At 39.5% G+C, this 25,184-nt stretch carries 22 protein-coding genes and 1 pseudogene; 18 read left to right on the top strand and 5 right to left on the bottom strand.

Translation table 11 applies throughout. The features are described 5' to 3' along the window. The first annotated feature begins 249 nt into the window (after positions 1–249). From JF53_RS13640 to JF53_RS13620, 5 genes are all read left to right on the top strand, one after another. A complete protein-coding gene (locus tag JF53_RS13640) occupies positions 250–999 on the top strand; it encodes a hypothetical protein (RefSeq protein ID WP_047980345.1) in 750 nt (249 codons plus the stop codon). Positions 1,000–1,169: 170 nt separating this feature from the next. Further along, positions 1,170–2,885: a polysaccharide deacetylase family protein gene (locus JF53_RS13635; protein ID WP_047980346.1), complete on the top strand. Its 1,716-nt coding sequence runs from the start codon at positions 1,170–1,172 to the stop codon at positions 2,883–2,885. A 52-nt stretch (positions 2,886–2,937) separates the two neighbouring features. Beyond that, complete coding sequence (locus JF53_RS13630) at positions 2,938–4,677, top strand: polysaccharide deacetylase family protein (RefSeq protein WP_047980347.1); 1,740 nt, start codon at positions 2,938–2,940, stop codon at positions 4,675–4,677. Next, the gene (locus tag JF53_RS13625) at positions 4,670–5,950 is read left to right on the top strand and encodes a glycosyltransferase family 2 protein (RefSeq protein ID WP_047980348.1); all 1,281 of its coding nucleotides are present in this window, start codon (positions 4,670–4,672) and stop codon (positions 5,948–5,950) included. The genes JF53_RS13630 and JF53_RS13625 overlap by 8 nt, the downstream gene beginning before the upstream one ends. Before the next feature lie 16 nt (positions 5,951–5,966). Continuing rightward, complete coding sequence (locus JF53_RS13620; protein WP_157052527.1) at positions 5,967–7,061, top strand: hypothetical protein; 1,095 nt, start codon at positions 5,967–5,969, stop codon at positions 7,059–7,061. Positions 7,062–7,099: 38 nt separating this feature from the next. Here the strand turns inward: JF53_RS13620 and JF53_RS13615 are convergent, their stop codons facing one another. Further along, positions 7,100–8,161: an NAD(P)/FAD-dependent oxidoreductase gene (locus JF53_RS13615; RefSeq protein WP_047980350.1), complete on the bottom strand. Its 1,062-nt coding sequence runs from the start codon at positions 8,159–8,161 to the stop codon at positions 7,100–7,102. A 233-nt stretch (positions 8,162–8,394) separates the two neighbouring features. Between JF53_RS13615 and JF53_RS13610 the strand changes: the two genes are divergently transcribed. Then, positions 8,395–9,171: a hypothetical protein gene (locus tag JF53_RS13610; protein ID WP_047980351.1), complete on the top strand. Its 777-nt coding sequence runs from the start codon at positions 8,395–8,397 to the stop codon at positions 9,169–9,171. A gap of 92 nt (positions 9,172–9,263) precedes the next feature. Here the strand turns inward: JF53_RS13610 and JF53_RS13605 are convergent, their stop codons facing one another. After that, entirely contained in the window at positions 9,264–9,923 is a 660-nt protein-coding gene (locus JF53_RS13605; RefSeq protein ID WP_047980352.1) for an SIMPL domain-containing protein, read from the bottom strand. A gap of 207 nt (positions 9,924–10,130) precedes the next feature. After that, positions 10,131–11,003 carry a protease HtpX gene (gene htpX / locus JF53_RS13600; protein WP_047980353.1) on the bottom strand — a complete coding sequence of 291 codons (873 nt, stop codon included), beginning with the start codon at positions 11,001–11,003 and terminating at the stop codon, positions 10,131–10,133. A gap of 154 nt (positions 11,004–11,157) precedes the next feature. Between htpX and JF53_RS13595 the strand changes: the two genes are divergently transcribed. The 3 genes from JF53_RS13595 (at position 11,158) to JF53_RS13585 (ending at position 12,638) form a co-directional block, all read left to right on the top strand. Next, the gene (locus tag JF53_RS13595; RefSeq protein WP_047980354.1) at positions 11,158–11,457 is read left to right on the top strand and encodes a DUF3219 family protein; all 300 of its coding nucleotides are present in this window, start codon (positions 11,158–11,160) and stop codon (positions 11,455–11,457) included. A 127-nt stretch (positions 11,458–11,584) separates the two neighbouring features. Further along, positions 11,585–11,956: a CidA/LrgA family protein gene (locus JF53_RS13590; RefSeq protein ID WP_236686956.1), complete on the top strand. Its 372-nt coding sequence runs from the start codon at positions 11,585–11,587 to the stop codon at positions 11,954–11,956. Then, positions 11,949–12,638 carry an LrgB family protein gene (locus tag JF53_RS13585; protein ID WP_047980355.1) on the top strand — a complete coding sequence of 230 codons (690 nt, stop codon included), beginning with the start codon at positions 11,949–11,951 and terminating at the stop codon, positions 12,636–12,638. Before JF53_RS13590 ends, JF53_RS13585 begins: the two co-directional genes overlap by 8 nt. Before the next feature lie 58 nt (positions 12,639–12,696). On the opposite strand, the gene JF53_RS13580 is transcribed toward JF53_RS13585, so the two are convergent. Next, positions 12,697–14,169, bottom strand: coding sequence for a potassium/proton antiporter (locus JF53_RS13580; RefSeq protein ID WP_047980356.1), 1,473 nt, complete (start codon positions 14,167–14,169; stop codon positions 12,697–12,699). A gap of 167 nt (positions 14,170–14,336) precedes the next feature. On the opposite strand from JF53_RS13580, the gene JF53_RS13575 reads away from it, so the two are divergent. The 3 genes from JF53_RS13575 to JF53_RS13565 all read left to right on the top strand — a co-directional run bounded on the left by JF53_RS13575 (position 14,337) and on the right by JF53_RS13565 (position 18,462). Continuing rightward, the gene (locus JF53_RS13575) at positions 14,337–16,268 is read left to right on the top strand and encodes an ATP-dependent DNA helicase (protein ID WP_047980357.1); all 1,932 of its coding nucleotides are present in this window, start codon (positions 14,337–14,339) and stop codon (positions 16,266–16,268) included. Positions 16,269–16,561: 293 nt separating this feature from the next. Beyond that, the gene (locus tag JF53_RS13570) at positions 16,562–17,017 is read left to right on the top strand and encodes an SRPBCC family protein (protein WP_047980358.1); all 456 of its coding nucleotides are present in this window, start codon (positions 16,562–16,564) and stop codon (positions 17,015–17,017) included. Positions 17,018–17,244: 227 nt separating this feature from the next. Then, entirely contained in the window at positions 17,245–18,462 is a 1,218-nt protein-coding gene (locus JF53_RS13565; RefSeq protein ID WP_047980359.1) for an MFS transporter, read from the top strand. A 33-nt stretch (positions 18,463–18,495) separates the two neighbouring features. Here the strand turns inward: JF53_RS13565 and JF53_RS13560 are convergent, their stop codons facing one another. After that, positions 18,496–19,113, bottom strand: coding sequence for an NUDIX hydrolase (locus JF53_RS13560; protein ID WP_047980360.1), 618 nt, complete (start codon positions 19,111–19,113; stop codon positions 18,496–18,498). Positions 19,114–19,303: 190 nt separating this feature from the next. Here JF53_RS13560 and JF53_RS13555 point away from each other — a divergent pair, with 190 nt between their 5' ends. The 6 genes and pseudogenes from JF53_RS13555 (at position 19,304) to JF53_RS13530 (ending at position 25,024) form a co-directional block, all read left to right on the top strand. Further along, positions 19,304–20,353, top strand: coding sequence for a fatty acid desaturase (locus JF53_RS13555; RefSeq protein WP_047980361.1), 1,050 nt, complete (start codon positions 19,304–19,306; stop codon positions 20,351–20,353). A 177-nt stretch (positions 20,354–20,530) separates the two neighbouring features. Beyond that, the gene (locus JF53_RS13550; protein ID WP_047980362.1) at positions 20,531–21,664 is read left to right on the top strand and encodes a sensor histidine kinase; all 1,134 of its coding nucleotides are present in this window, start codon (positions 20,531–20,533) and stop codon (positions 21,662–21,664) included. Next, on the top strand, positions 21,661–22,263 hold the full coding sequence (locus JF53_RS13545; protein WP_047980363.1) for a response regulator transcription factor: 603 nt from the start codon (positions 21,661–21,663) through the stop codon (positions 22,261–22,263). The genes JF53_RS13550 and JF53_RS13545 overlap by 4 nt, the downstream gene beginning before the upstream one ends. A 164-nt stretch (positions 22,264–22,427) precedes the next feature. Then, entirely contained in the window at positions 22,428–23,033 is a 606-nt protein-coding gene (wrbA, locus tag JF53_RS13540) for an NAD(P)H:quinone oxidoreductase (protein ID WP_047980364.1), read from the top strand. Between the two features lie 313 nt (positions 23,034–23,346). Continuing rightward, positions 23,347–24,016 (top strand): annotated as a pseudogene (locus tag JF53_RS13535) (AraC family transcriptional regulator). Between the two features lie 222 nt (positions 24,017–24,238). Further along, the gene (locus JF53_RS13530) at positions 24,239–25,024 is read left to right on the top strand and encodes an ion transporter (RefSeq protein WP_157052526.1); all 786 of its coding nucleotides are present in this window, start codon (positions 24,239–24,241) and stop codon (positions 25,022–25,024) included. Positions 25,025–25,184 lie beyond the last annotated feature (160 nt).

Here is a 25,184-nt window from a genome sequence, read left to right as displayed (position 1 = left end):
CCTTGTGTAGGACCATAGTTTTTAAAGAGCCAGGGACATAAGTAAAATGAAAAGATAAAATTTCGAACCATGCACCAATTCCCGAAGCGGGTATTACGCGCAAATTCGGAGTTTATCTTGTCAAAAGTACTTATGTCACAGGCTCTTTTTATGATTGCATTGTCCCCTATTCACGAGTCTTTACATATGATGAAGTATCGCTAATGAAATACGTACTGAAAGAAGTGCCTATGTTAGGAGTTGTGGAAGATGGGAATATTTATTAATCGCGAGAACCATCCGAATTTATATAAAACGAATCAGGAAATAAAAGAACCAAACCAAGGCTATTATAAATCAGAATTCCTGGATGAATTGTTTAAAGAACAGCAAAAGATTAATTCGTCCTTAAGTGAATCGCTGCAGGCGTTTAAACGGTCATCGCAACGAAGGCAATTTACGGAGGATGCGAGATGGCGTGATATGACAAATCACCTTCAAGAATTGAACGCACGAACGCTGAAACAGGAGAAGTTTGAATTACAAGCGAAGGAGTGGTTGAATATGCTAGAAAATAATAACCATGAGCTTCAGGAAATGCTGGCAAAGGACACCATTTTGAACGAAGGATTAAAGACGGAAATCGAGCAAATCAGTAAATCCAATGATGCAATAGTGAACCAATTAACAGCTTATGAACATTCCAATACGGAGTTAACCGAAAAAATTAATGAATTAGTGGCCTTATATAAAACAATATCAGATGAGCTTGAACGACAAGGAGAAAAGCAGGATAATGTTATCACAACAGTTGAAAATCAAGAGGCAACCTTGGAAAAAACCTATCGTCAGCTAAGCAATTTGCGCTCGATCCTTTACGAGCGAACTGGATTTGTGGCTGATAAGATTGAAGAGGGCTATAAATTCACATCCTCCATTATGTATAAATTGTTAACGGGAACGGAAAAACCTGTCACCTTAATGATGCTGAACCAGAAAAAAGAAGACAGTAACAAGTAAATGACACCAGCAAAAAAGTGATTCTCCTTTGATAAGGGGTATCGCTTTTTTTGCATGTAGTCTTTCATATTTTTAAGAAATAAACGTTTAAAAATTACATAAACCCCTTGCGTTCTTGATAGAATTAATATATGTTCTTTATAACAAACAAAACGAGTGGGGTGTACAAGGTGCAAAAGAAAAAAATGTTGATTGTGTTAATACTTGTAATGATCGCTTTTGCCACCCCTAATCTTGTTTTTGCATCATCAGTGGAACAAGATACTCCAAGCGTTTTAGTCGTCTATTCATCAGAAGAGGGTGAACAGAATGAACAGCTTCGGCTATTAGAGCTTATCCTTGCCCATTTTACGACAATGATAACCTATAAACAAACAGCTGATTTCCGTGCTTCCGATTTGGCGGGTGTCACCCATCTTGTGTACGTTGGTCAAGTTAAAGAGCAGCTACCGCTAGAGTTGGTACAGGAGGTCAATGCTTTTCCATATCCGATTTTTGCGATTGGGTACAATGCTGAGCAGTTTACGCAAAAATATCCATTCATAGTGAACCTTACTTTGCGTACACTCGACGAAATCACGCTGACGAATAGTGAGAATCAACGCATTTCGGTAGAACAGTTACAGCTATTAGAGCCGATACAGGAAGAATTCGGTGTAAATATGGTGCTTCAAGTCAATCATGCCGAGCAGGACTATCCCTTGTTACTGGAGAAAAACGGGAATTATTATCTGGCCACAACGACATTATACGCTCCAGTGTCCGCCAGTATAGCAGAAGCCATGCATGATTTCTTTGCAGCCAATCATGACGCAAAAACAATGGCATTATTACGATTAGAGGATGTCAATCCAAAACTTGATGCAACGGTCTTGCAGGAAATTGCGGACTATTTAAAGCAGCAACAAATACCATATCTCGTTTCGGTTACACCGGTTTACCGGAATCCTGCTACAGAAGAAGAATATCATTTGTCAGAGAATCCCGGCTTAGTACAAACACTGAAGTTCATGCAAGCGAACGGGGGAAGTATTGTCTTTCATGGATACACCGATCAATATGGGGATACAGAAACCGGAGAAGGATTTGAGTTCTGGAACAAGGAGCAGAATCAGCCGGTTTATTTTCCTCCTGGCGAAGAAGCGGTAATGAAGACAAGGGAAGATTTTCTAACCGAACAAGCGTACACCAACTACATCAATGAAAAACAAGCGTTTGAGACGACATATATCCAAAATATCCTAGAAAGGGGAATACAGGAACTGGTTGCGTATGGGATATATCCAATTGCCTTTGAAGCACCACATTATGCAATGAGCCAAAATGGCTATCGGATTATTTCAACTTATTTCTCTACGTATATCGGCCAAATTCAGCTAAGTGATCAGGATTGGCGTGTGATGTCAGAAGCACCAACAATTACTACACCTCCCTTTTTACATGGCATGACCTTGATACCGGAAACGATTCGATATATTCGCTATGGTGAACCATCATCTATGATGGAAGTTAAGGACCGTATTCAAGAATCGATTATGGTTAGAGACGGAATTATTAGTGGTTTTTACCATCCGTTTTTAGGAAAAGAGGGGCTGGTGGAACTAATCCAGGAAATGGAGAAAATCCCTGCAGTAGAGTGGATGAACCTTAGTGATAGAACAAATACCGTCACAGTTAACGGGCTAACCATTGAAACTAGTGATGGAGAGGTATCCATCAGCACACCGGAACAAGTGGATAACAAGCAGCGGTTGACGAGTGCCCACCGAATTACTGATTTTATTACCGTAGGAACAGGGACAATTCGATTGATTGTTATTGGTGGAATCCTGATGGTTATTATCCTGGTACTCTCCTACCGGATGATTTCTCGGACGAATAACTAGTTCTGTCTCGCTGTTCTTTATTAAGAACCGACGAAAAAGAGGAGGATACAAGATGATGAGGCGGGTATTGACACTGTTTCTGGCTGGTTGCTTGATAATGATGATTCTTAACATGCCTGTCGTAATGGCAGAGCAAGCACCAAAGGTACTTGTCATCTTCTCTGCAGAAGGAGAGCTACTAGATGAGCATGTGCGTCAGCTAGATCTTCTGCTGGGTCATTTTTCCGAGGATAGCACGTTTGTACCGGTGTCTGAAGTAGAGGAAGCCCATCTAAAAGGAGTGACGCACTTATTTTATTTTGGTCACGTTAAGGAAACACTGCCGGAAAATACTGCTCGACTATTGGAAAATTATGATGGCGTGACGATGGCATTAGGCTATAATGTCGAGCAGTTAGGAAAACGATATGCCTTTGTAAAGCCTAAGCCTGACGGGAACGGACTCTTTACAAGAGTAATATTTACTCAGCAGGAAGCTAAATCGATTCGCGTTACAGCACATACTATACATACCTTCCAAAAGGATTCATCAGCAGAAGTCCTGGTAAGTGCTACATATGGCGATGACGTGAAGCATCCATTAGTTGTTAGACAAAATGAAAACTATTATTACGCCTCAGAGGATATTCAGGGCCAATTAACCATCGTTTTAGGGGAAGTGCTTCATGAAGTATTTCAGACAGAGCACCAGAACCTACACCCTGCTTATATTCGGTTAGAAGATGTTCACCCCAAGGTAGATCCGGATAAGTTATTAGCTATTGCCCAAGAATTAAAAAGGCGGGAAATCCCGTATATGATTGCGGTAATCCCGGTTTACATCAATCCGGAAACGAAAAAGGAATATAAATTAGCGGATTCACCAGCACTACTAAACGTGCTCCAATACATGCAAGAAAATGGCGGCAGTGTTGTGATGCATGGTTATACGCATCAGTTCCGTGCAAGTGAGACGGGTGAGGGGTTTGAATTTTGGGATGTCGAGAATAATATGCCGATTTATCATGAAGCAGATGAGGAGGTCGTGCGGAGGACAGAGGCGGATTTTGATTCTGCTCAGGAATATGAAGCCTATCAAAAACAGCAATTGGATTTTGAGTCAGCCTATATTGAACGAAAGCTTACCAAGGGCATCCAAGAGTTAGCCAATTATGGAATTTATCCATTAGCCTTTGAAGCACCGCATTACACGATGTCTCAAAACGGCTATAAGAAAGTAGCGGAGCATTTTTCTACCTATAGTGGACAAATTCAAACAAGTGATGAGAATTGGGAAATCATGGCGACAGCTCCCTATATGACAGAGCCCACCTTTCTTCATGGGATGTCGTTATTGCCTGAGACTTTAGGGTATGTGCAACCGAACGACCCACTAGCTATTGAGAAAATAGGAGAGGCAATCACAAACTACTCGTTTGTCCGTGACGGAATGCTTGCAGGATTCTATCATCCTTATTTGGGAGTGGAACAATTTATTGCTTTATTGGACGAAATGGAAAAGATTCCTGGGATTGAGTGGATCGATCTGAAAGCAAGAGAAAACGAGGTGCAAGCACCCTATGTCACGATAGTGTCCAAAGATGGCGAGATTCGTACAGATATTAATTATATTGGGCTGTACACTAATTCTAGTGATTTATTAGTCTATCGTTTACTAACCATTACGAGAAACGGGCTCTTTATCATGGTTGGGGCAGGATTTTTTGCAGTGCTGATGTTTGGTATTTATATTCTGAATGTAGTTCGAAAATCAACCAAATTGATAAGTAAGAGGAGGCGATATGTTGGCTGACATAATGGTGTATGTCGCGTTATATATCATTTGGATTATGCTCTTTTACCATGTTTTTTTAATGCAAGGTGGCTATCTATATGCCATGAACTACCACAAGGATGAAGAAAAATGGGTGAAAAACATCCTTTTTTATCCGAGCGTGACTATTTTAATCCCGGCACATAATGAAGAATTAGTGATTGCTGATACCCTTGATGCGATGACGAATTTGACCTATCCGGTCAGTATGCTACAAATCATCGTCATAAATGATAATTCATCGGACCGAACAGGTGACATTGTTGAAGCGTATTCCAGGCGGTATCCTTATATTCACGTCATTCATACGAAACCACCAAACGGGGGCAAAGGAAAGTCAGCAGCATTAAATAATGGCTTAAAACACGCTACTGGAGAGGTTATTTGTGTCTATGATGCGGATAATCGACCTGAGCCAGATGCGGTGTATTGGTTAGTGCAAGGAATTGTCAATGATCCACAAGCAGGAGCTGTAGTTGGTAAGTTTCGTGTTCTGAATGCCAACAAAAATTTACTAACCAGATTAATCAATATTGAAACGTTAACCTTCCAGTGGTTAGCCCAGGCTGGTCGATGGTTTTGGTTCCGACTAGCAACGGTTCCTGGAACTAATTTTGCTATCCGAAAATCCATCTTGGAATCACTAGGTGGCTGGGATGAGAAGGCACTGTCAGAGGATACCGAGCTAAGCTTTCGCCTGTATAATTTAGGCTATCACATTCGATTTTTCCCTTCTGCTATTACATGGGAACAAGAGCCGGAGTCCTTGAAGGTATGGTGGCGGCAGCGTACGAGATGGGCGAGAGGAAATCTCTATGTCATTACAAAATTTTTGCTAGGTTTTTTCAAATTAAAACGGAAAAAGATCGGGATTGATTTGGTTTATTTCTTGTTTACGTATGGCTTGTTTTTTGGTGGGGTCTTACTATCACATGCGATTTTTATCCTGAATCTATTTGTAGATTTGCAGTTAACCATTGGCTTTGTGTCATACCTCCTATTAATTACTGGTTTTCTGTTATTTGTAACAGAAGAGCTATTGGCACTTAGCTTTGAAAAGGGTCAATTAACGAAACGGAACTTTCTAGTCGTTGTGTTCATGTATTTTACTTACTCCCAGATGTGGTTATTCTTAGTCATCCATGCCGTATTTCTAGAAGCAAAGCGAGTACTATTTAGACAAGAGGTTAAATGGTATAAAACGAAACGATTTGCAACAGACCAGCAACTAAAACAGGATAAGACTGCCTAATAGAAGGAGAATTCGTGTGAGATGGTCACTTGTGTTACTCGTCACAATAGGAGTGGTGATGGTGTTGGTATTGATTGTAGGAGGACTACGACTAGAAAGTGCAGCATCGACGGAGCGCTTTATTAAAAAGTGGTTTCGAAATGATAATGGAACCTTGGCTACCTATATAGTGGACGGCGACGTAGTGGATAATGATTTGGTAAAGGGAAGAGAAGCACTAGCGGAAACAATCGGATTATGGATGGAGTATGCGCTGGAAAAAAAGGATCGGGACTTATTTGACGAAAGTTATACGTTGCTACAGCAGTATTTTCTACAGGAAGATGGGCATATTCCGTGGAAATTAACAGAATCCGGTGATTATCACGTACATACGAATGCGTTAGTGGATGATCTGCGTATTGTTTCTGGTTTGTACCGCGCTTATGAAATATGGGGTGTAGAAGGATATAGGCAAGCAGGAGATCAAATTGGACGATATCTGGATAACTGCTGTAAGAACGGGAGCATATTCGCAGATTTTTATGAAAGAAAGCATAACTATGTCAGCGATACGATCACACTATCCTATATAGAACCACAATCGCTTATGGCACTTCGTACAAGGGAGGTTCTGGAGACAGAATCGGTAACAAATACACTTGACCTATTGAAGAATGCCCCACAGGAAAATGGCTTTTATCCGAAATCCTATCATATCACACTAGCACATTATGAATTCGAGGAGCAAGTCAATATGATTGATCAAGGGTTAGTGGTGTTTTATCAATCATTGCTCGGAAATCAATCAGAAGAGTACCATCAATTTATAAAACAGGAAATGGATAGGCATGGAAGGGTTTATGGAGTCTATAACCGGTTGACTAAAGAACCAGCGGTAAACTATGAATCACCAGCCGTCTATGGCATTTTAATTTGGTACAGTCTAGAAATAGGTGATGCTTCGTTGGCGAAGGATTTGTATGAGCGGATGGTTCGGTTTAAAAATAAAAATCCCATTAGTCGATATGCTGGTGGGTATACCGTAGATTCTACCGGGAATACACATATTTTTGATAATCTTGTACCACTCTTAGCAGAGGTAAAATTGCTTCAGCAGGCCAAACAATAAAGGCGGTCAGGACACGTATGTCAGGACCACCCTCGTCATTAATGTCGTTTATTCAACCATAGCACACCAGACTTCACTAGTCGTGGTACAATACCTGTCAATGGCTGCTTCATCATGTTTCCAAAGCCGTCATTTTTTCCAAGTGAGCCTAGTGTCCCTCGTAAACGAATCTCTTTTGGCGCTTTCGGCACCTTGTTATGTAGAACGGAATACAAAATGCCAGCGACCTGCTCACCTTGAATGCCAGCAAGCTGAGCGCTTGGTGAATGAATGGACGATGCACAGTCACCAACTACATATACCGCTGGGTTTTCTGGAACTTGGAAAAACTCATTCACGATAATTTTCTCGTGTGGATCCTTTTGATACGGAAGCTCGCGTACAATTCGGTTTGGACGTACTCCAGCAGTCCAAATCGTGACGTCATTCACATAGCATACCCCGTTATTACAGACGCCATCCTTCTCCACATATTCCACATTTGCATGATGCAGAACCTCTACATCATTTTTATTGAACCAGTCGGCAACATAGCCCTGAATTCTCGGATCAAATGCCCGTAATACAGATGCCCCGCGATCGAGCAAGCGAATATTAAGATCAGACCTGCTTTCGCGAATCTCAGAGGCAACCTCAATACCACTTAAACCAGCACCGACAATGGTTACCTTTCCATATGCTCGTAGGTTCCCTACTTCCAGTCCTGCTTTTCGTGCGTTTGCAAAGGTTTGAACACTCTCTGTATAGGCTTTAGCCCCTTCGATATTGTGGTAATTATCCTCACAGCCTAATGCCACCACCAAATAATCATACGAAACTGGATCACTTCGATCTGCAAATACAATTTGTTGCTTCTCGGTATCTACCGCTTCAACCTCCGCATACACATAGGTTACGCGTGCATCCTTTGGAAAATCATTTCGTACATCACGATCAGCAACTGTCCCTGCTGCAATCGTGTAAAATTCGGTTTTAAGTGATTGATATGGATTTCGATCAACTATGGTTAGGCTCACATCCTCAGGTAGATCTTTATCAAGTAAGCCTAATGCAACCTTGATCCCTCCATAGCCACCACCTAGTATTACTAAATTTCTCATGCTTTTACCCCCATCCCCTGGTAGAAATCTAGAACGCTAGTAATTGGGTCCTTTCAAACGGAAACGCTTTCCATCTCTATTAAGAGTATCAAAGAAATGATTGTTAGACTAGTAGGGAAATAAAGAATGTTAAAAAATAGTGAAAAAAGCCGCAAAAACATTCATGGAATTACTATTACTGGAAATAATAGCAAATGAAGATCTTGGAAAGTATACCAACAGGAGGATGAATAATGAACAGACAATTATTTTTGTTGCTTGCTGCTTTTGTATTAGGAAGCACATGGCAGATTTCAACGGTATTTGGCAACGCTGGAGAAGAGGAAGCATGGTTTGATTTTTTCAAAAAGGATACCGAAAAGGATGCACCTAAAACAGATGAAGAAAATGAAAAAGGTGTACATAAACATGAGGCATGGATTAAATACAAGGCAGAAGAACTCGGAATTGATACGAAGGGAAAAGACCTAAAGACACTTGCGAAAGAGGTCCGGGAACAAAAGCTATTAGTAAAAGCGGAAGAATTAGGGATTGAAACAAAGGGTAAGGATTTAAAAGCCATAGCAAAGGAGATTCATCAAACAAAGGTGCTACAAGAAGCAAAGGAATTAGGAATTGAGGCAGAAGGGAAGGAACCAGAAGCCTTAGCCAAAGAAGTACTCGATACGAAGCTTCAGAAAAAAGCAGAGGAGCTAGGCATTAAGACAGAAGGAAAAGATACCGAAGCATTACTAAAAGAAGTGAAGCAAGCCTTAATTGAACAAGAAGCCAAAACATACGGTGTCGACACAAACGGAAAGCAATATCACGAAATTGTAATGGAAATTCACGAGGCAAAAATTTACGACTCCGCTGATAAGCTAGGAATTGAAACAGAAGGAAAAGAACCGAATGAAATTTTAAATGAGATTTTTGAGGATTATGCCGAGGATGCAAAGCAGTTAAAGATTTTTCCTTTTGAAGAGAACAAGGGAAAATTTTATATCGGCCATCATGGTAAAGATGATTAATATGGAGAAGCAGAAGCCCTGTGAATAAAACACAGGGCTTCTGCTTTTATTGATAAGTAGCGTGCGAAAACGAGTTTTTCTAAGAACGATTGCTAATAAACGAACTTTGCTTCCACGGAAGCGGTAATTTTTAATTGGCCTGTTTCGATTGGTGTAGTGGTTGCCTGTTCTGTTGATATGCCAAGTACCATTGGGCGCGGTTCAATTGGCGCACGGCTCGTCAATTCTTGTATCTGTACAGGCGTCTGGTTAAGGTCAACCCCCAATGTTTGGCCAACGACCACTGCCTTTTGCTGGGCGTTTTGGATTGCCCTCGTTAAGGCTTCATTGTAATAGGTATCCTGATTTGCAAGGGTTAGATTGATATTTCGTACAGTGTTTGCCCCGTTATCCACAGCGATATCCACAAGTTCCCCAATACGTGCTAGGTCACTAATCGTTACGGTAATTAAATTCGTTACTCGGTAGCCTCGGAATTGCTGTACACCATCTTTATAATCATAGTTCATATCGACCCGGAATTCAGAGGTTTGGATGTTTTCGCGTGGAATTCCTTGCTCTAAAAGGGAATTGCGTATACGTGTTGCAATCTGTGCATTCCTTTCCTGTGCCTGCCTGAGGTTGGCATTCTCCGTTACAACACCTAATGTAATAGTCGCTTGATCGGGTTGTACAGAAACAGTTCCCTCCCCGATGACGGTTAGCTTCATATCATTTTGCCGAACTGGGTACGGACTAACCTGATAATACATATTGTCACCCCTTTTTCGTTCTTTAAAGTAACTATATGTAATACCTAGGCTATAAGTGTGAAAAAAATAAAAAAGGGTGGAACATAAGTAAAATGAGTAAGATAAAAAACGAACAATTCACCAATTCAGCGTAGGGAATATCGTGTACCAACGTTCGGATTTTATCTAACCATAAATACTTATGTCCAGCCTCTTTGTACAATGTACTTATGCTAAACGCTTAATTCGTTCACTTAAATCAGGATGGGTAGAAAACAACGATGACTTGCGTTTATTGTTAATTTTTAAAGTTGCTATTGCTGTCTGTTCATCTCCCTTAATGCGATTCGTATATGCCTGTAAGCTCTCAAGAGCGTGGCGCATTTTATCCTTACCAGCTAAATCCGCACCGCCTCTATCAGCGTGGAATTCACGATGTCTTGAATACGCATAGACAACGATGCTTCCTAGAATGGAAAACACGATTTGGAACACGATGACCGCAATGAAATGGACAAGTGGTGCGATATCTTCCTTTACAAATCTGGATACCGCAAATGCCACGATACGCGATAAGAAGACAACAAATGTATTTACGATACCTTGTAAAAGGGTCATCGTTACCATGTCACCATTAGCAATATGAGCTACCTCATGGGCAATAACACCCTCTACGGCATCATCATCCATTTCTTGTAGTAAGCCAGTGGAAACAGCAACTAACGAACGCTTTTTAGATGGACCTGTTGCAAAGGCATTTACTTCGTTAGAATGATAAATGCCGACTTCTGGCATATGCATTAAACCAGCAGCTCGAGACAGGCGGTGCACTTTTTCCACTACAGCTCTTTCGTAGTCGTTCATGGAACCATTTGGATCAATAACTTGTACACCCATCATTCGCTTCGCCATCCAGCGGGATATCGCTAAGGAAATGAACGAACCAGTGAAACCAACAACAGCACTGAAAATGAGTAATGCTACTAGGTCAATTCCTTCACTTGTGATATAGTTTCCGATGCCGAATACGTAAAAAATAATACTAATTGTCAGTAATACTAAGATATTAGATAATAGAAAGTAAAAAATTCGCTTTCCCATACTGTCACCCTTTATTTTATAATTTTTTAAATTGAAATAACCTACTAATAAGGTATATTATAAAGGTTAATAACGTATGTGTCACTTGTGATATAGGAGTAAGCGAAAAATTATTCAATGGTGTAATGTCAATCAGTAGAAATGAGGGGAATAGATGACCACAACGGTCGTAATCAATGAATTATCGATTGAAGCAGAAGAGCTAGAACTTACTATCGTGGAGAAAAAAGGGAAGCACATTCATCAACTAGCTATCGATTTTCATGTCACACATGATCACTATCATGAGGTAACCGTGGAATTATATAAAAATGACTTTCTAGTAAAGATACCGGATAAGCAAGTAGTCTTTCGGGGGACGATTCAAACCTATCTAACATCGATTACGAACCTGTATGAGAAGGGTGCTGTCGGGAAATTTACACTTGTTTTACTAGAAACAGCGAATGATTAGTAGACTTTTGGAAATGCAACCAAGAGTCTTTTTTTGTTTTGGAAAAATGTCTGTAAATTGAAAGTGTATTCATTTGATATAATGATGAAATGATAGACAGCAAGAAAAAAACTGGAGTGTTTAAACCGTGTTAAAACTAATGCAGATAGTGATGCATATCGCCATATTATATGGTATCTATTTAATAGGAAATTGGATTCAAGCTACATTTCATCTATTTTTACCAGGTAGTGTTATTGGAATGCTACTGTTATTTATATTACTAACGCTAAAGGTTATTAAACTTAAGTGGGTGGAAAAAGGTACGAAGCTGATAGTTGATAATCTAGCACTCTTTTTTATTCCGGTTACAGTAGGAATCATCAATTATTATCAAATATTTGCCGGAAAAGGTATTTTCCTAATATTTATTATTATTATTGGTACGGTATTTGTTATGGGTGGCTCTGGATTGGTCGGTCAGTGGTTGATCAGAAAGAAGGAAGTTAAACATGGTTGATATATTACTAGCACTTCTGATTGTGCTAGTTACAATTGGAAGCTATATGGTGGCGGTGAAGTTTCATCAACTTTATAATTATCCGTTCACTGCACCAATGATTATTGCATCGATTATTCTTATCACGATACTAATCGTGTTTCATATACCGTATGAGACATATATGATCGGTGGGAAGTGGATTAATGAATTACTAGGACCTGCTGTTGTGGCGTTAGCTTATCCACTATATCGCAATCGTCAGCTGTTAAAGCAGTTGGCGAGCCCAATACTAATTGGTGCTGCTTTCGGTTCATTTGTTGGGGTTCTAAGTGGGATTTATTTATCAAAATTAGCAGGCGTATCTGATTTTGTTACGTATTCGCTGCTTCCGAAAAATGTTACGACACCGGTGGCGATGGATATCGCAGAGGCTGTAGGTGGAGAAACGTCCCTCACCGCAATATTTGTTGTGATTGCTGGGGTTGGAGGGGTTTCAGTAAGTACCATCGTTTTCAAGCTGTTTCATGTGAATAACAGCTTGGCAAAAGGAATTGGATTAGGTGGTGCCTCTCACGCGATTGGAACTGCCTCAGCGATGGAGGAAAACCAATTAGCCGGCTCTATCGGATCGGTAGCCATGGTGATAAGCGCGTTAATCGTATCGGTTATTACCCCATTATTGATAACCTTACTCATGTAGCGATAATTTAAAATTTAACCAATAAAAAAATCGGGTAGTGCCTGGCACTGCCCGATTTTTATTCGCTTTGCTGCGTGTTTTCGGATAATTCTGTCCCAATTAGGATTTCTTTTGCTTTCGGTCTGTTTTCTTTGTCACTTAAGACGTAAACCGTATCGCCTTTTTGAATGACAGACTCGCCTGTTGGGGTATGCAGCTTATTATTACGTGTAATTCCAATAATTAATGTATCTCTAGGTAAATCTAAATGATTAAGGGAGACACCGTTTGCAGGACTTCCCTTTACGATGGTAATTTTCATGATTTCCGATTCAGTCGTACCTAAATTAATTAATTCGATACTAGGAGCGGTGTCGTCGTCGTCATGATTCACAAGATTTAATTTTTCCGCCAGCCAGGTTAGTGTACCACCTTGAACAAGCGCAGAGAATAACACAACGAAAAAGACAGCATTAAAAATCAATTGACTATTTTCAAGTCCAGCAATAATTGGGTAAGTACCTAAAACAATCGGTACAGCTCCTTTTAACCCAGCCCAGGAAATAAACAGTTTTTCATTTAAATTGTATTTCATGAACATCATACTAATAAAGATGGCAATCGGACGTGCGACGAACATGAGAATTAATGCTAAAGCAATCCCTTGCCAAAATACATGGAGCAATTGATTTGGAAATACTAATAGCCCAAGCAAGGTAAACATAACGATTTGCATCATCCACGCAAATCCTTCGTTAAAGCGGAGAATGGTGAAGCGGTAGGTTAAATCACTGTTTCCTACAAATACTGCCATCACATACACAGCAAGTAATCCACTTCCGCCTAATGAGTCTGTGATTGCATAGGTGAAAACTGCTGCTCCCATAGCAAACACAGGATATAATCCAGATGTATCTAGCTTAATATGGTTAATGATCATAACCGTTGCTTTTCCTAAGATTAAGCCGAATAGAAGCCCTAGGCCCATTTGTAGAAAGAAGCTTCCAACTGCCATCCATACCGATGACTCGGGAAATTGAATTAATTCGATTAATGCAACAGTCAAGAATACTGCCATCGGGTCATTTGATCCTGACTCAGCTTCTAAGGTTGAGGTTAGTCGTTTGTTGAAGTTCTTATTACCTAGAACGGAGAATACAGCTGCGGCATCGGTCGATCCAACAATGGCTCCGAATAGCATTCCTTCTAGTAAGGAGAAGTCTAAAATGTAAATTGCCGCTAGACCAGTTATGACAGTCGTTAATAAAACACCGATTGTTGCAAGTACACCGGCAGGACCAATAATGGGTCGGATACTCGTCCATTTGGTTTGAGTACCACCATCGAACAGGATAATAATAAGGGCCATGATACCGATAAGCTGCGCGAGTTCCACATTATCAAAGTACATAACGTTATTTAGCAGCATGCCGGCTAACAGGAATAAAATAAGAGCGGGTAAACCAAGGCGAGAAGAAAATTTAGTGGCTAGAACACCTAGAATCAACATGATCGAAAATAAAAAGATTAGGGTTCCGATTCCTATGTCCATAACATCCCTCCAGTATTTGTCTATAGTATTTATGATAAGCTTAATGGAGGAAAAAATAAAGCGGAAGGTCTTACAGTCTACGTAAAAAAGCTTTCCGTGACAAGTATACAATCACGACATGGTACAATGAAAAGTATGATTTTTAAAAAAGTGAAGAGGGAATAAACATGACAGAATTTCAAGCCTTACCATTTACCATCTCCAAAACAGAAAACTTTTTTGACCGATTAGGTGACTATGTCGGGGATGTTTTTTACGATATCTTACCTGAACAAGGGTATGAACTTCGCGATGAACAAATTTATATGGCGTTTCAGCTGGAACAAGCCTTTAAAAATAAGCGCACGATTTTTGCGGAAGCGGGAGTAGGGACTGGTAAAACCTTTGTCTATTTACTGTATGCCATTTGCTATGCAAGATATAAGGGTCAGCCTGCAATCATTTCCTGTGCAGATGAAACCTTAATTGAACAGCTTGTGAAAAAGGGCGGCGATATCGAGAAGCTAGAAAAGGCACTTGGGCTAAACGTAGATGTTAGGCTAGCCAAAGCAAGAGAGAATTATGTTTGTGCGAGAAAACTAGACCAGCTATCAGGTTTTACAGATAATGAAGACATTCTACGTGTTCATGATCAAATTCCGGAATTTGTCTATGACAGTAGTCCGGTCAAGAAAACCTTTGAACGATACGGGGATCGCAAAGAATATCCGTGGGTATCTGATGAAACCTGGGATAAGATTGCCTGGGATCCATTGCAGCAATGCTCTACCTGTCAATTACGGCATCGTAGTGGACAGACGCTAAATCGGGAGTACTATCGACATAGTAAAGACCTGATTATTTGCTCTCATGATTTTTACATGGAGCATGTCTGGACAAAGGAATCTCGAAAACGAGAAGGACAGATTCCGTTGCTACCTGAAGCAAGCACGGTTATTTTTGATGAAGGACATTTGCTTGAGTTTGCTGCGCAAAAGGGGCTTACGTACCGATTCCATTCGGAAACGTTACAGCAAGTACTGACAGGTTATATGGGACAAGATGTCAGAGAGGAATCCCTATACCTAATTGAGGATATTTTAACCTTACATGAGGATTGGTTTGATGCGATGGAGAACGTCTCAGTCACGATCGATGGTTCTGATCGGAGGGAAATCACATTATCCAGCGATTTGCTTGCATTGGCATCCTCCCTGTTTGAAAAAGTGGAAAAGCTGCTCGACCAACTTGTGTTTGATTCGGAAATGTTTACGATCGATGGCTATCATTTGAAAATCATCGAAGAGTATTTGGAATTCTATCACTATGGACTCTCCATCTTTTTAAAGCAGGACGAAGGAATTTCATGGATGGAAGAAAGCGCCGATACTATGACACTTGTGATGATGCCGCGATTAGTTGAAGATGTGTTGAAGAAGGAAGTATTTTCGAAAAATATTCCGTTCATATTCTCATCTGCGACCCTTTCACAGGGTGGAGACTTCACCTATATAGCCAAAAGCCTAGGGATTGATTCGTATGATTCCTTCTCGGTGGAATCCCCCTTTGATTACGAGGAACAGATGAAATTATATGGCCATATGGATAGCGGAGTAGAAGCGAAGTGGACACAGCTAGAAGAGAAGCTGCAACAAAATAATGGCAATACATTAGTACTCTTTTCCACTGCGGAAGAAATGAATGATTTTCGTGAGTGGTCGAAGGAAAAAGCATGGTCGTTTACCGTTTTATACGAAGGTGACAATGAGATAAGTGAAACGGTTAAAAACTTCCAGGAAGACGTAAGTGCCGTTCTATGTTCCTACCATCTTTGGGAGGGGCTTGATGTACCAGGAGAGGCACTAACGCAAGTATTGATATCTTCACTTCCGTTTCCACCAAAGGATCCAGTATTTAAAGCGAAACGAAAGCATGCCGTCGACCCGGAAAAGGAAGTTGATGCACCGTACATGCTCTTACGACTACGCCAAGGCATTGGACGCTTAATTCGAACGAATGATGATCGTGGAGCGGTTCATATTTGGATGCGTGAGGAAGAGAAAGTAAAATATGAGCAGATGATTAGTGATGTTTTACCGGTAGATGTGGAATGGGTTTAGAATAGTTCGCTTTAGAGAAAATTTTATATAACTAGCTAGAGGCATACCTAATCGTATATTGATTGGGATGCCTTTTTTGGTCTACCAACGTTTTTATAAAAAATATTACTTTTTTCATTGTTGATCGCTGATAGTAAGTAGGATTACAACTCAACATTTTTTGTGAAATTTAGGATGATTAGAAGATGTGTTAAACTAGTATAGGAATATTGTGAAAATATGTGCTTAAACTTACGGGGTAGGAGAGTTGAATAAGGTACATGAAAATACGTTCTTAAAAAGGAGAAATGCAGATGCCTATTATTAAGCACAAGCAATTTATACAAGCACCTGTTGCTGTATGCTTTGACCTTGCAAGAAACGTAGATATACACACTGAGACTACTGTCAAAACTAAGGAAAAAGCTGTTGATGGGGTTACACAGGGGTTATTAGAAGAGGGAGATACTGTTACTTGGGAAGCTACTCATTTTGGTATTAAACAAAGGCTAACGGCGAAAGTAACTCATATGGAAAAGCCTGCTGTGTTTGTTGATATTATGGTAAAAGGGGTATTTAGTTCTTTTAGTCATACACATCAATTTATAGAAGAAAAGGGTGGAACTCTAATGATTGATACATTTAAGTATAAATCACCTTTTGGTCCTATGGGTATGATTGCTGACAAACTATTTTTGGAAAAGTATATGACAGACTTTATAATTTCTCGTGCAAAAGAACTAAAAAGGATTGCAGAAAATGCAAAATAGCTTCTTCAACTAACTGGCGCTTTAGTTAAACAAGACAATTATGAAGACAAAAATACGCTTGGATATGAACTGCACTCCAATTGTTAGCAATCAACTACCGGGGATGTGGTTTTAAAATGGTTGTTAAGATAACGCTTTATCATGATTAAATCATTGATGATCCTCCCTTCAATTTCGATATAATAATTATATTCAGCAAAGAGTTAACCGGGAGTTCAACGGGAAAAATGGTGCATACAATGTGGAAAAATAAATCGTTTAAACGATTGTGGATTGGTAATGCGATATCGGAGCTTGGAGGTGCATTTGGAACCTTTTGTAATGGACTGTTAATTTATGAATTAACGGGTTCGACATTGGCGCTTGGTAGCATGTGGTTGTTGTACTTCTCCCTTTCTCTCATCGTGCAATTATTTAGTGGCCCATATATTGATCGCTGGAGTAGAAAGTGGATTATGGTCATTGCCTTATGGAGTCGGGGGGTTATTTTCCTGATTCCGCTTATTGCAGTTTCCTTTGATATGCTGATGCCGTGGCATATTTATATGGTACAAATAATTGTCGGTCTGATCACACCGTTGTATATCCCGGCCAACAGAGCAATTTTACCAACAGTGGTTAGCAAAGAACATCTAGCAATTGCTAATGGTTACCTGGATGGTACGGTCCGCCTAATGACGTTTCTAGCACCGATTGTTGCTGGTCTTGTGATTGAATATATCGGCATACATGTGACGTTATCGCTTGTTTGTATTGCGTTACTGACGAGTGGTTTGCTGGTCTTTTTTGTTGAAGAAAAGCGCACCATCCAAACTATCCGGGGTACTTGGTTGGAGCAATTCCGCGAGGGGCTACACTACTTTTTTAAGCAACGGAGTATTGTGTGGCTTAGTATATTTCTAGCATTTGTCCAATTTGGTGTTGGTGTTACCATGGTAACGACTATCCCATATGTTACGACCGAATTACATGGCAGCTATGCTGTATATGGTTATTTCATGGCAGGATTTCCACTAGGTTATGTGATTGGAACGATGGCTATCGGTAAAATTAAACTGAAAAGTAAACGACTTGTCATGTTAGGGGCATTGGTTGTTGGCGGTATCACCTACTTAAATCTTGCGTTTACCCATTCGATTGTCTCTGCGATAACAACCGAGACCATCGCAGGTATAGCTATGGCGATTTTTAGCGCACATAATACGACTATGTTCCAACAAATGGTTCCGAATCATCTGATGGGGAAACTCTTTTTCGTCAGAATGCTTATCATTAGAGGGGTATTGCCGTTTGGAGTATTAGTGGGAGGAATCCTAAGTGATGTTTGGGGTGTCCGTCCTTTATACGTTTTAATTGGAAGTATTATTTGTCTCACATCATTAATTGGCCTAATCATACCATATTTTAAATTTCTTGAAGAACAACCAGAAGAAAGTGCCGCATAAAAATGAAAAACATCGGAATCTCGCCGATGTTTTTTACCGTTCAATCAAGTGTAAAAAATGCTGTAATATCTTTGCGGTTAATCCCCAAATAACTCGGTCCTCATACAGGTAAAATAGTTCTTCAATATGTCGCATTTGCCAGTTGTAATTTTCACCACCAACAATTAAATGGAATGGGAAATTTTCTTCTGGAGAGACCTTGAAATTCACCCGGTAAACCTCTGGAGTTGTTTGCTGGAGGTAGGATAATGGTACAGTGAAAATCTCTTCCACTTCCATTGTGCTTGGTGTGATTTGATCCAAGTCTGGAATTTTTCCAACAAAGGGATAAATAATTCTTCCCATATCGGAAACAACATAATCAATGGGGATTACATCTTGAATGCTTCCTTCGCTTATGCCAAGTTCCTCTGCCGTTTCTCGTACTGCACAGGCTTGGGTTGTAGGATCATCAGCTTCAATTCTTCCACCTGGAAAACAAATATCACCAGGCTGTCTGCGCAGTTGCATGGAACGAACTTCAAAGAGAATATGTGTCTCGCCATCTATTTCAACAAGTGGAATTAACACAGCTGATCGTTTAAAACTGTCGAGTCCCATGATACCGGGTTCCATTGACGCTAATTTCGTAAGGATGCTCCTACTATCCATTTCTACTCCTCCTCTTCGCTCTATATAAATTCATTATACTAATTAACTACTAAGCAGAACCAATAAATTCCTTTTGGTATAAAAACATATGACACTTATCACATTTAAGTCCTGACAAATATGACTTATCGATAAACGTTGTAGCACTTATTATAAATAATAACAATAATGAACATTGGAGGAAAAGGAAATGAGCAAACAAAAACAAGCAGAATTAAGAAAAAGTGTATCACCGTTTGCAACGTCAAATACAAGGGCAAGTGTGTTTCAAATAATCAATACAATTGTTCCTTATTTTCTTCTTTGGTTTCTCGCCTATCAAAGCATAGCGGTATCCATATGGTTAAGTCTTGCTTTATCCATCGTTGCTGCAGGTTTTGTGGTTCGAACGTTTATTATCTTTCACGACTGTACACATATGTCATTTTTCCAAAACAAAAAAGCTAATCGGATTTTAGGTACAATCACTGGAGTCATTACCCATTTTGCTTTTGAAAAATGGAAATGGAGCCATTCCATTCATCATGCTACAAGTAGTAACCTCGATAAACGAGGAACGGGTGATGTATGGGTCATGACAGTAGATGAATATGTAGCAGCGTCATTTTGGGGAAGGTTGGCTTATCGCCTTTACCGTAATCCAATTGTGATGTTTGGACTAGGACCAATTTATTTATTCTTCGTTTCCAATCGCTTTAATCGCAAAGGTGCAAGACGAAAGGAAAGAATGAATACGTACCTTATTAATTTCTCCATAGCTTTAATCTATGCGTTATTAATATGGGCAATTGGATGGCAAGCATTTCTAATCGTGCAGCTCCCAATCTTATTTGTTTCTGGTGCACTAGGTATTTGGCTGTTTTATGTACAACATCAATTCGAGGATTCTTATTTTGAGAATGAAGAAGAATGGGATTATGTAAAAGCAGCGGTTGATGGTAGCTCGTACTATAAGCTTCCTAAGATTATCCAATGGTTAACCGGGAGCATAGGCTTTCATCATGTCCATCACTTAAGTCCAAGGGTACCAAATTATAATTTGGAAAAGGCACATGAGTCTACACCACCGTTACAAAAAGCAACTACCATCACACTAGCATCCAGCTTGAAGTCAATACGGTTCCGGCTGTATGATCAATCAAGTAAATCGTTTATATCTTTTAAGGAAATAAAAAAATACTTGAAGGATAAAAAGCCAGAATTAAAAATTACTACTAGGGCTAGTGTTCAAGAAGAATAAACATAACCAAAAGCTCTTCATTGGATTTTGCCTAGGATAAGTATAACAGAACAGTTTTTCCCGAAGGCATGAGAAGAACTAGCGGAATCGCTGAAGAACGAGCGATTCCGTTAGTTCTCTCATCATGCTCAATATCTGTGCTATACTCAGAGCAAAGATTAGCGTAGGAGGAAGCATATGCAAAATTGGTACCATATCTTTTCAAAGAATACCGGTCTTAGTATTTATATTTGGATTATTTTTTGTATCCTTCCTTTCTACTTCATTATTCGGTATTCATCACCTATTGAAGTCCTGATTGGTTTCATCATGATTGTACTGTTTTTTACTTCATACCGGTTATCGTTTATCAAAAAGGGATGGACAGTGTATGTCTCGTTTGCGATAGAGATGGTAATAAGTATAGGAATGACACTGTATTTTGGATTTGTGTACTTTTCCTTGTTCCTTGCTTTTTTTATCGGTAATATTCAGAACAAAGCAGGATTTATAACACTCTACGTTGTACATCTAGTGACAACCATTTCAGCAACAAGTATTGCCTTTTTTACACAAAGCCAGATGCTTATTACCCAGTTGCCATTTATTATAATCAGTGTGATTGGTGTTATCTTATTGCCCTTTACAATGTATAATCGAATCAAACGGGAAAAACTGGAGCATCAATTAGCAGATGCGAATAAACGAATTTCTCAATTGATGGTTGTAGAAGAAAGACAGCGTATTGCTCGTGATTTACACGATACATTAGGGCAAAAGCTTTCCTTAATCGGGTTGAAAAGTGACCTGGCTGAAAAATTGCTTCATAAGCATCCTGAAAAAGCACAAAAGGAAATACACGATATTAATCAGACGGCAAGAACTGCCCTGAAGGAAGTTCGAGAAATGGTTTCTGATATGCGTTCAACGAGACTTAAGGACGAGGTTGTCCATGTTCAACAGATAATTGAGGCAGCGGAGATGACTTTCCATCTAAAGGGTAATCCAGAGCTTGCGCACATACCATTACTAGTAGAAAATGTACTGAGTATGTGTTTAAAAGAGGCGGTTACGAATATTGTAAAACATAGTAAAGCAAATACATGTACCATTTTCATTGAGCAAACACCAAGAGAGGTTTGTATAATCGTTCAGGATGATGGGGTTGGTATCGTGAATGTTGAACAGTTAAAAGGACATGGTCTCCGCGGCATGAGAGAACGGTTAGACTTTGTCAACGGAAGCCTAGAAATTGAAAATATTAAGGGTACGAAACTTTCTATAAAGACTCCAAATGTGATTCAACAACTATCAGAGGAGAGATTATTATGATTCGTATTGTAATTGCGGAAGATCAGCGGTTACTGCTTGGAGCGCTCGGTTCGTTACTGGACCTTGAGGAAGATATGGAAGTGGTTGGCATGGCGAGGAATGGACAAGAAGCACTAACACTGGTAACCAAACTTCAGCCTGATATTTGCATTATGGATATCGAGATGCCTCTAAAAAGCGGGTTAGACGTAGCGGAGGAATTAAAGGATTATCCTTGTAAGGTTATTATTCTAACAACCTTTGCAAGAGCCGGCTATTTTGAACGTGCCCGCAATGCAAATGTGAGTGGCTATTTATTAAAAGACAGTCCAAGTGAAGAACTAGCAAACTCCATTCGTATTATAATGGATGGTCGCAAAATATATGCCCCAGAATTAATTGATATTGCCTATAGCAAAGAGGATAATCCGTTAACAGACCGAGAAGAGCAGGTCATTAAACTGATTGCCGATGGAAAAAACACAAAAGAAATTGCCAATCAGCTCTTCCTTACAACAGGGACGGTCAGAAACTATGTATCGATTATTTTAGATAAACTAAACGTAAGTAATCGGATCGAAGCAATTTCGCGTTTTAAGGAAAAAGGCTGGCACAAATAATAAAGAGGAAACTCAGGATGAAAGACTAGGGTTTCCTCTTTTTGTGTGTTTTAACTTTGAAAAGAATTTTCTGGTGCTGATTTTTTAGTTATAAATAAGACAGCTTGACAGATAATAGAAGGGTAAATCCGTACTTAAGTCTAGGAAATGATTGAAAAGGAGAAATGCATATGGTTAAACTAGCAGTCATTTATTACAGTTCAACCGGTACAAATTATCAACTGTCTAAATGGGCAGAAGAAGCGGGTAAGGAGGCGGGTGCAGAGGTTAAAGTGGTAAAGGTTCCCGAGCTTGCTCCTCAAGCGGCAATTGAATCCAATCCAGCATGGAAAGCCCATGTTGAGGAAACGAAGGATGTACCAGAGGCAACATCTGAAGATATTGAATGGGCAGATGCCTTAATCTTTAGTGTACCAACACGATTTGGTAATGTTGCCTCCCAAATGAAGCAATTTATAGACATTCAAGGCGGGATTTGGGCACAAGGGAAAACCGTCAATAAGGTAGTCAGTGCAATGACATCTGCTCAAAATGCCCATGGCGGTCAAGAGGCGACGATCCTTGCTCTCTATACGTCCATGATGCACTGGGGTGCAATTATTGTTCCGCCTGGGTATACTGATCAAGTATTGTTTGGTGCTGGTGGTAATCCATATGGCACAAGTGTATCACAAGGACAGGATGGAAAAATGGTGGAAGACGTACAGGCTGCTGTTAAGCACCAAACGAAGCGCACTATTGAAATTGCTCAAAAGGTTGCAGGAAGCTAGTCTACTTTTACTTCTTATGTAAGGCATAAGGCAACTACTCCTTATGCCTTTTTTGTTGTATGTAAGGAAAATGCGCTCCTTGTTCTAAGCATTCAAGAACAGGACAAATTTGTTCTATTGTAGCAAATGAAATTTCCTCACAATAAACTCCCCTTACACTACTAGTAGCAATGTTACGTCATAGATGACTAATATAGAATGTTATGGAATGATTGTTTAAGTGGGAAGACGGCTTTCGATAAACTCCGTATAGAAAAAATCGAGTGCATAATTAAATTTAACGATAACATGTAGTTACAAAGGAGGGAAATGGATGTTACAAGAATTCAATAAGTTGATGGATTATATCGAAACGCATTTAACGGAAGATATCTCTGGAAATGATATAGCCAAAATTGTAGGATTATCCGATTATCATTTTAGAAGAATGTTTTCGTATATGGCTGGAATGTCATTGAATGAGTATATCAAAAATAGGAGATTATCAGTTGCGAATGTGGAATTAATAGACGGAGCAAAAGTGACGGATATTGCCTATAAATATGGCTATCAATCTATAGAAGGATTTTCAAGAGCGTTTCGTGAATGGAGTGGTTTTTTACCTTCAGAAGTAACTAAAAACAAAATTCAAAAATCATTTCCCAAATTTACATTCTATATCGATATAAGAGGAGGAATATCAATGGGGTTTCTTGGAAGAAAAAGGCTTTTTAACACATATGCTTGGTTTTGCAACTACAAAAGACAACCCATTCGATGATTTAGAGCAAATTTCTATTGAAGAAAGTTTATGGGCAATTTTCCCTAACCAAGGACTATTCCCTTCTACGCTTCAGGAAACTACTGCAAATATATATTCTAAATGGTTGCCTTCTTCAGATTATGAAGTTGCAGATATACCTGGAATTTCTTTTACAAAGCACAATGGTACATCGGAAAATGTATATAGTGAGATTTGGTTGCCAGTAAAGAAAAAGATTTAGCGTTAAACTTGAATGATTAATGTATTTACAGAAGTGTCTTATCGATAAATATTCATTTGCCATATTAGACCAGTCAATAGATGTTGACTGGTCTTTTGAATTTGAGAAGGACTTATCACTAACAGAGCCAATATAAAATATTTTTTCTCCTCACAACTAAAAGATATAATGACAGAAAGTCGTGTGAAAAGTACAATGGTGAAAGACAGAGGAGGAGATTTCGTGGCTAATTTTAAAAAAGCATGCAGCAAATTATCCGAACATCCTATTTTTACCAATACGATTATTTTCCTGATTATGATAAATGCAATCCTAGTAGGATTAGAAACATACACAGGTATCGCTAATAAATACGGTGATTTGCTTTACATAGGAGATAGATTTTTACTATGGGTATTTACGATTGAAATTATTATTCGATTAATTGGAAGGAAGTCATTTTCAAACTTTTTCAAGGACCCATGGAATCTATTTGACGTGGTGATTATTGCACTTGGTCACCTGTTGACAGGTAGCCATTATGTAACTGTTCTTCGTGTAGTAAGAGTTCTGCGAGTCATGCGTGCCGTATCGGTGATCCCATCCTTACGAAAAATGGTTAACGCATTAATTCTAACCATTCCATCGATGGGAACAATTGTGTTATTGCTTGGTATTTTCTTTTATATTTATGGGGTTATTGGTACGATGTTATTTAGTACCATTGCGCCAGAATACTTTGGAACGTTACATGATTCGCTTCTTTCACTTTTCCAAGTAATAACGCTAGAATCTTGGGCTAGTGGTGTAATGCGACCAATCCTCGCAGAAGACCCAACCTCATGGTGGTATTTCGTAACCTTTATTTTAATCGGATCATTTGTCATTATTAATCTCTTTGTTGGAGTTATCGTAAACAACGTAGAAGAAGCATCACGGGAAGAAACCCCAACCCCCACCGACAAAAAACTAGCCGAACTACAGCAGGAATTAGCAGAAATAAAAGAGCTTTTGAAAAATAAATCGTAACTAGATAGAAGCTATATAAAAGTAAGATGATATACAGCAAAAAGATGAACAATGGGTACTACCCTAGCGTAGGGAATATACGAAGACTCCTGCGGGAGGAAGGGCCCCGGTGAGACCCCGCAGTGCGTCAGCGCGAGGAGGCTCACCAGCCCCTCGCGGA

This window comes from Ornithinibacillus contaminans, assembly GCF_001038425.2.
GTDB classification, from domain to species: Bacteria; Bacillota; Bacilli; order Bacillales; family Amphibacillaceae; genus Ornithinibacillus; species Ornithinibacillus contaminans.
Note: the sequence above shows the minus strand (reverse complement) of the source record. Positions and strands in the feature narration are given on the sequence as shown.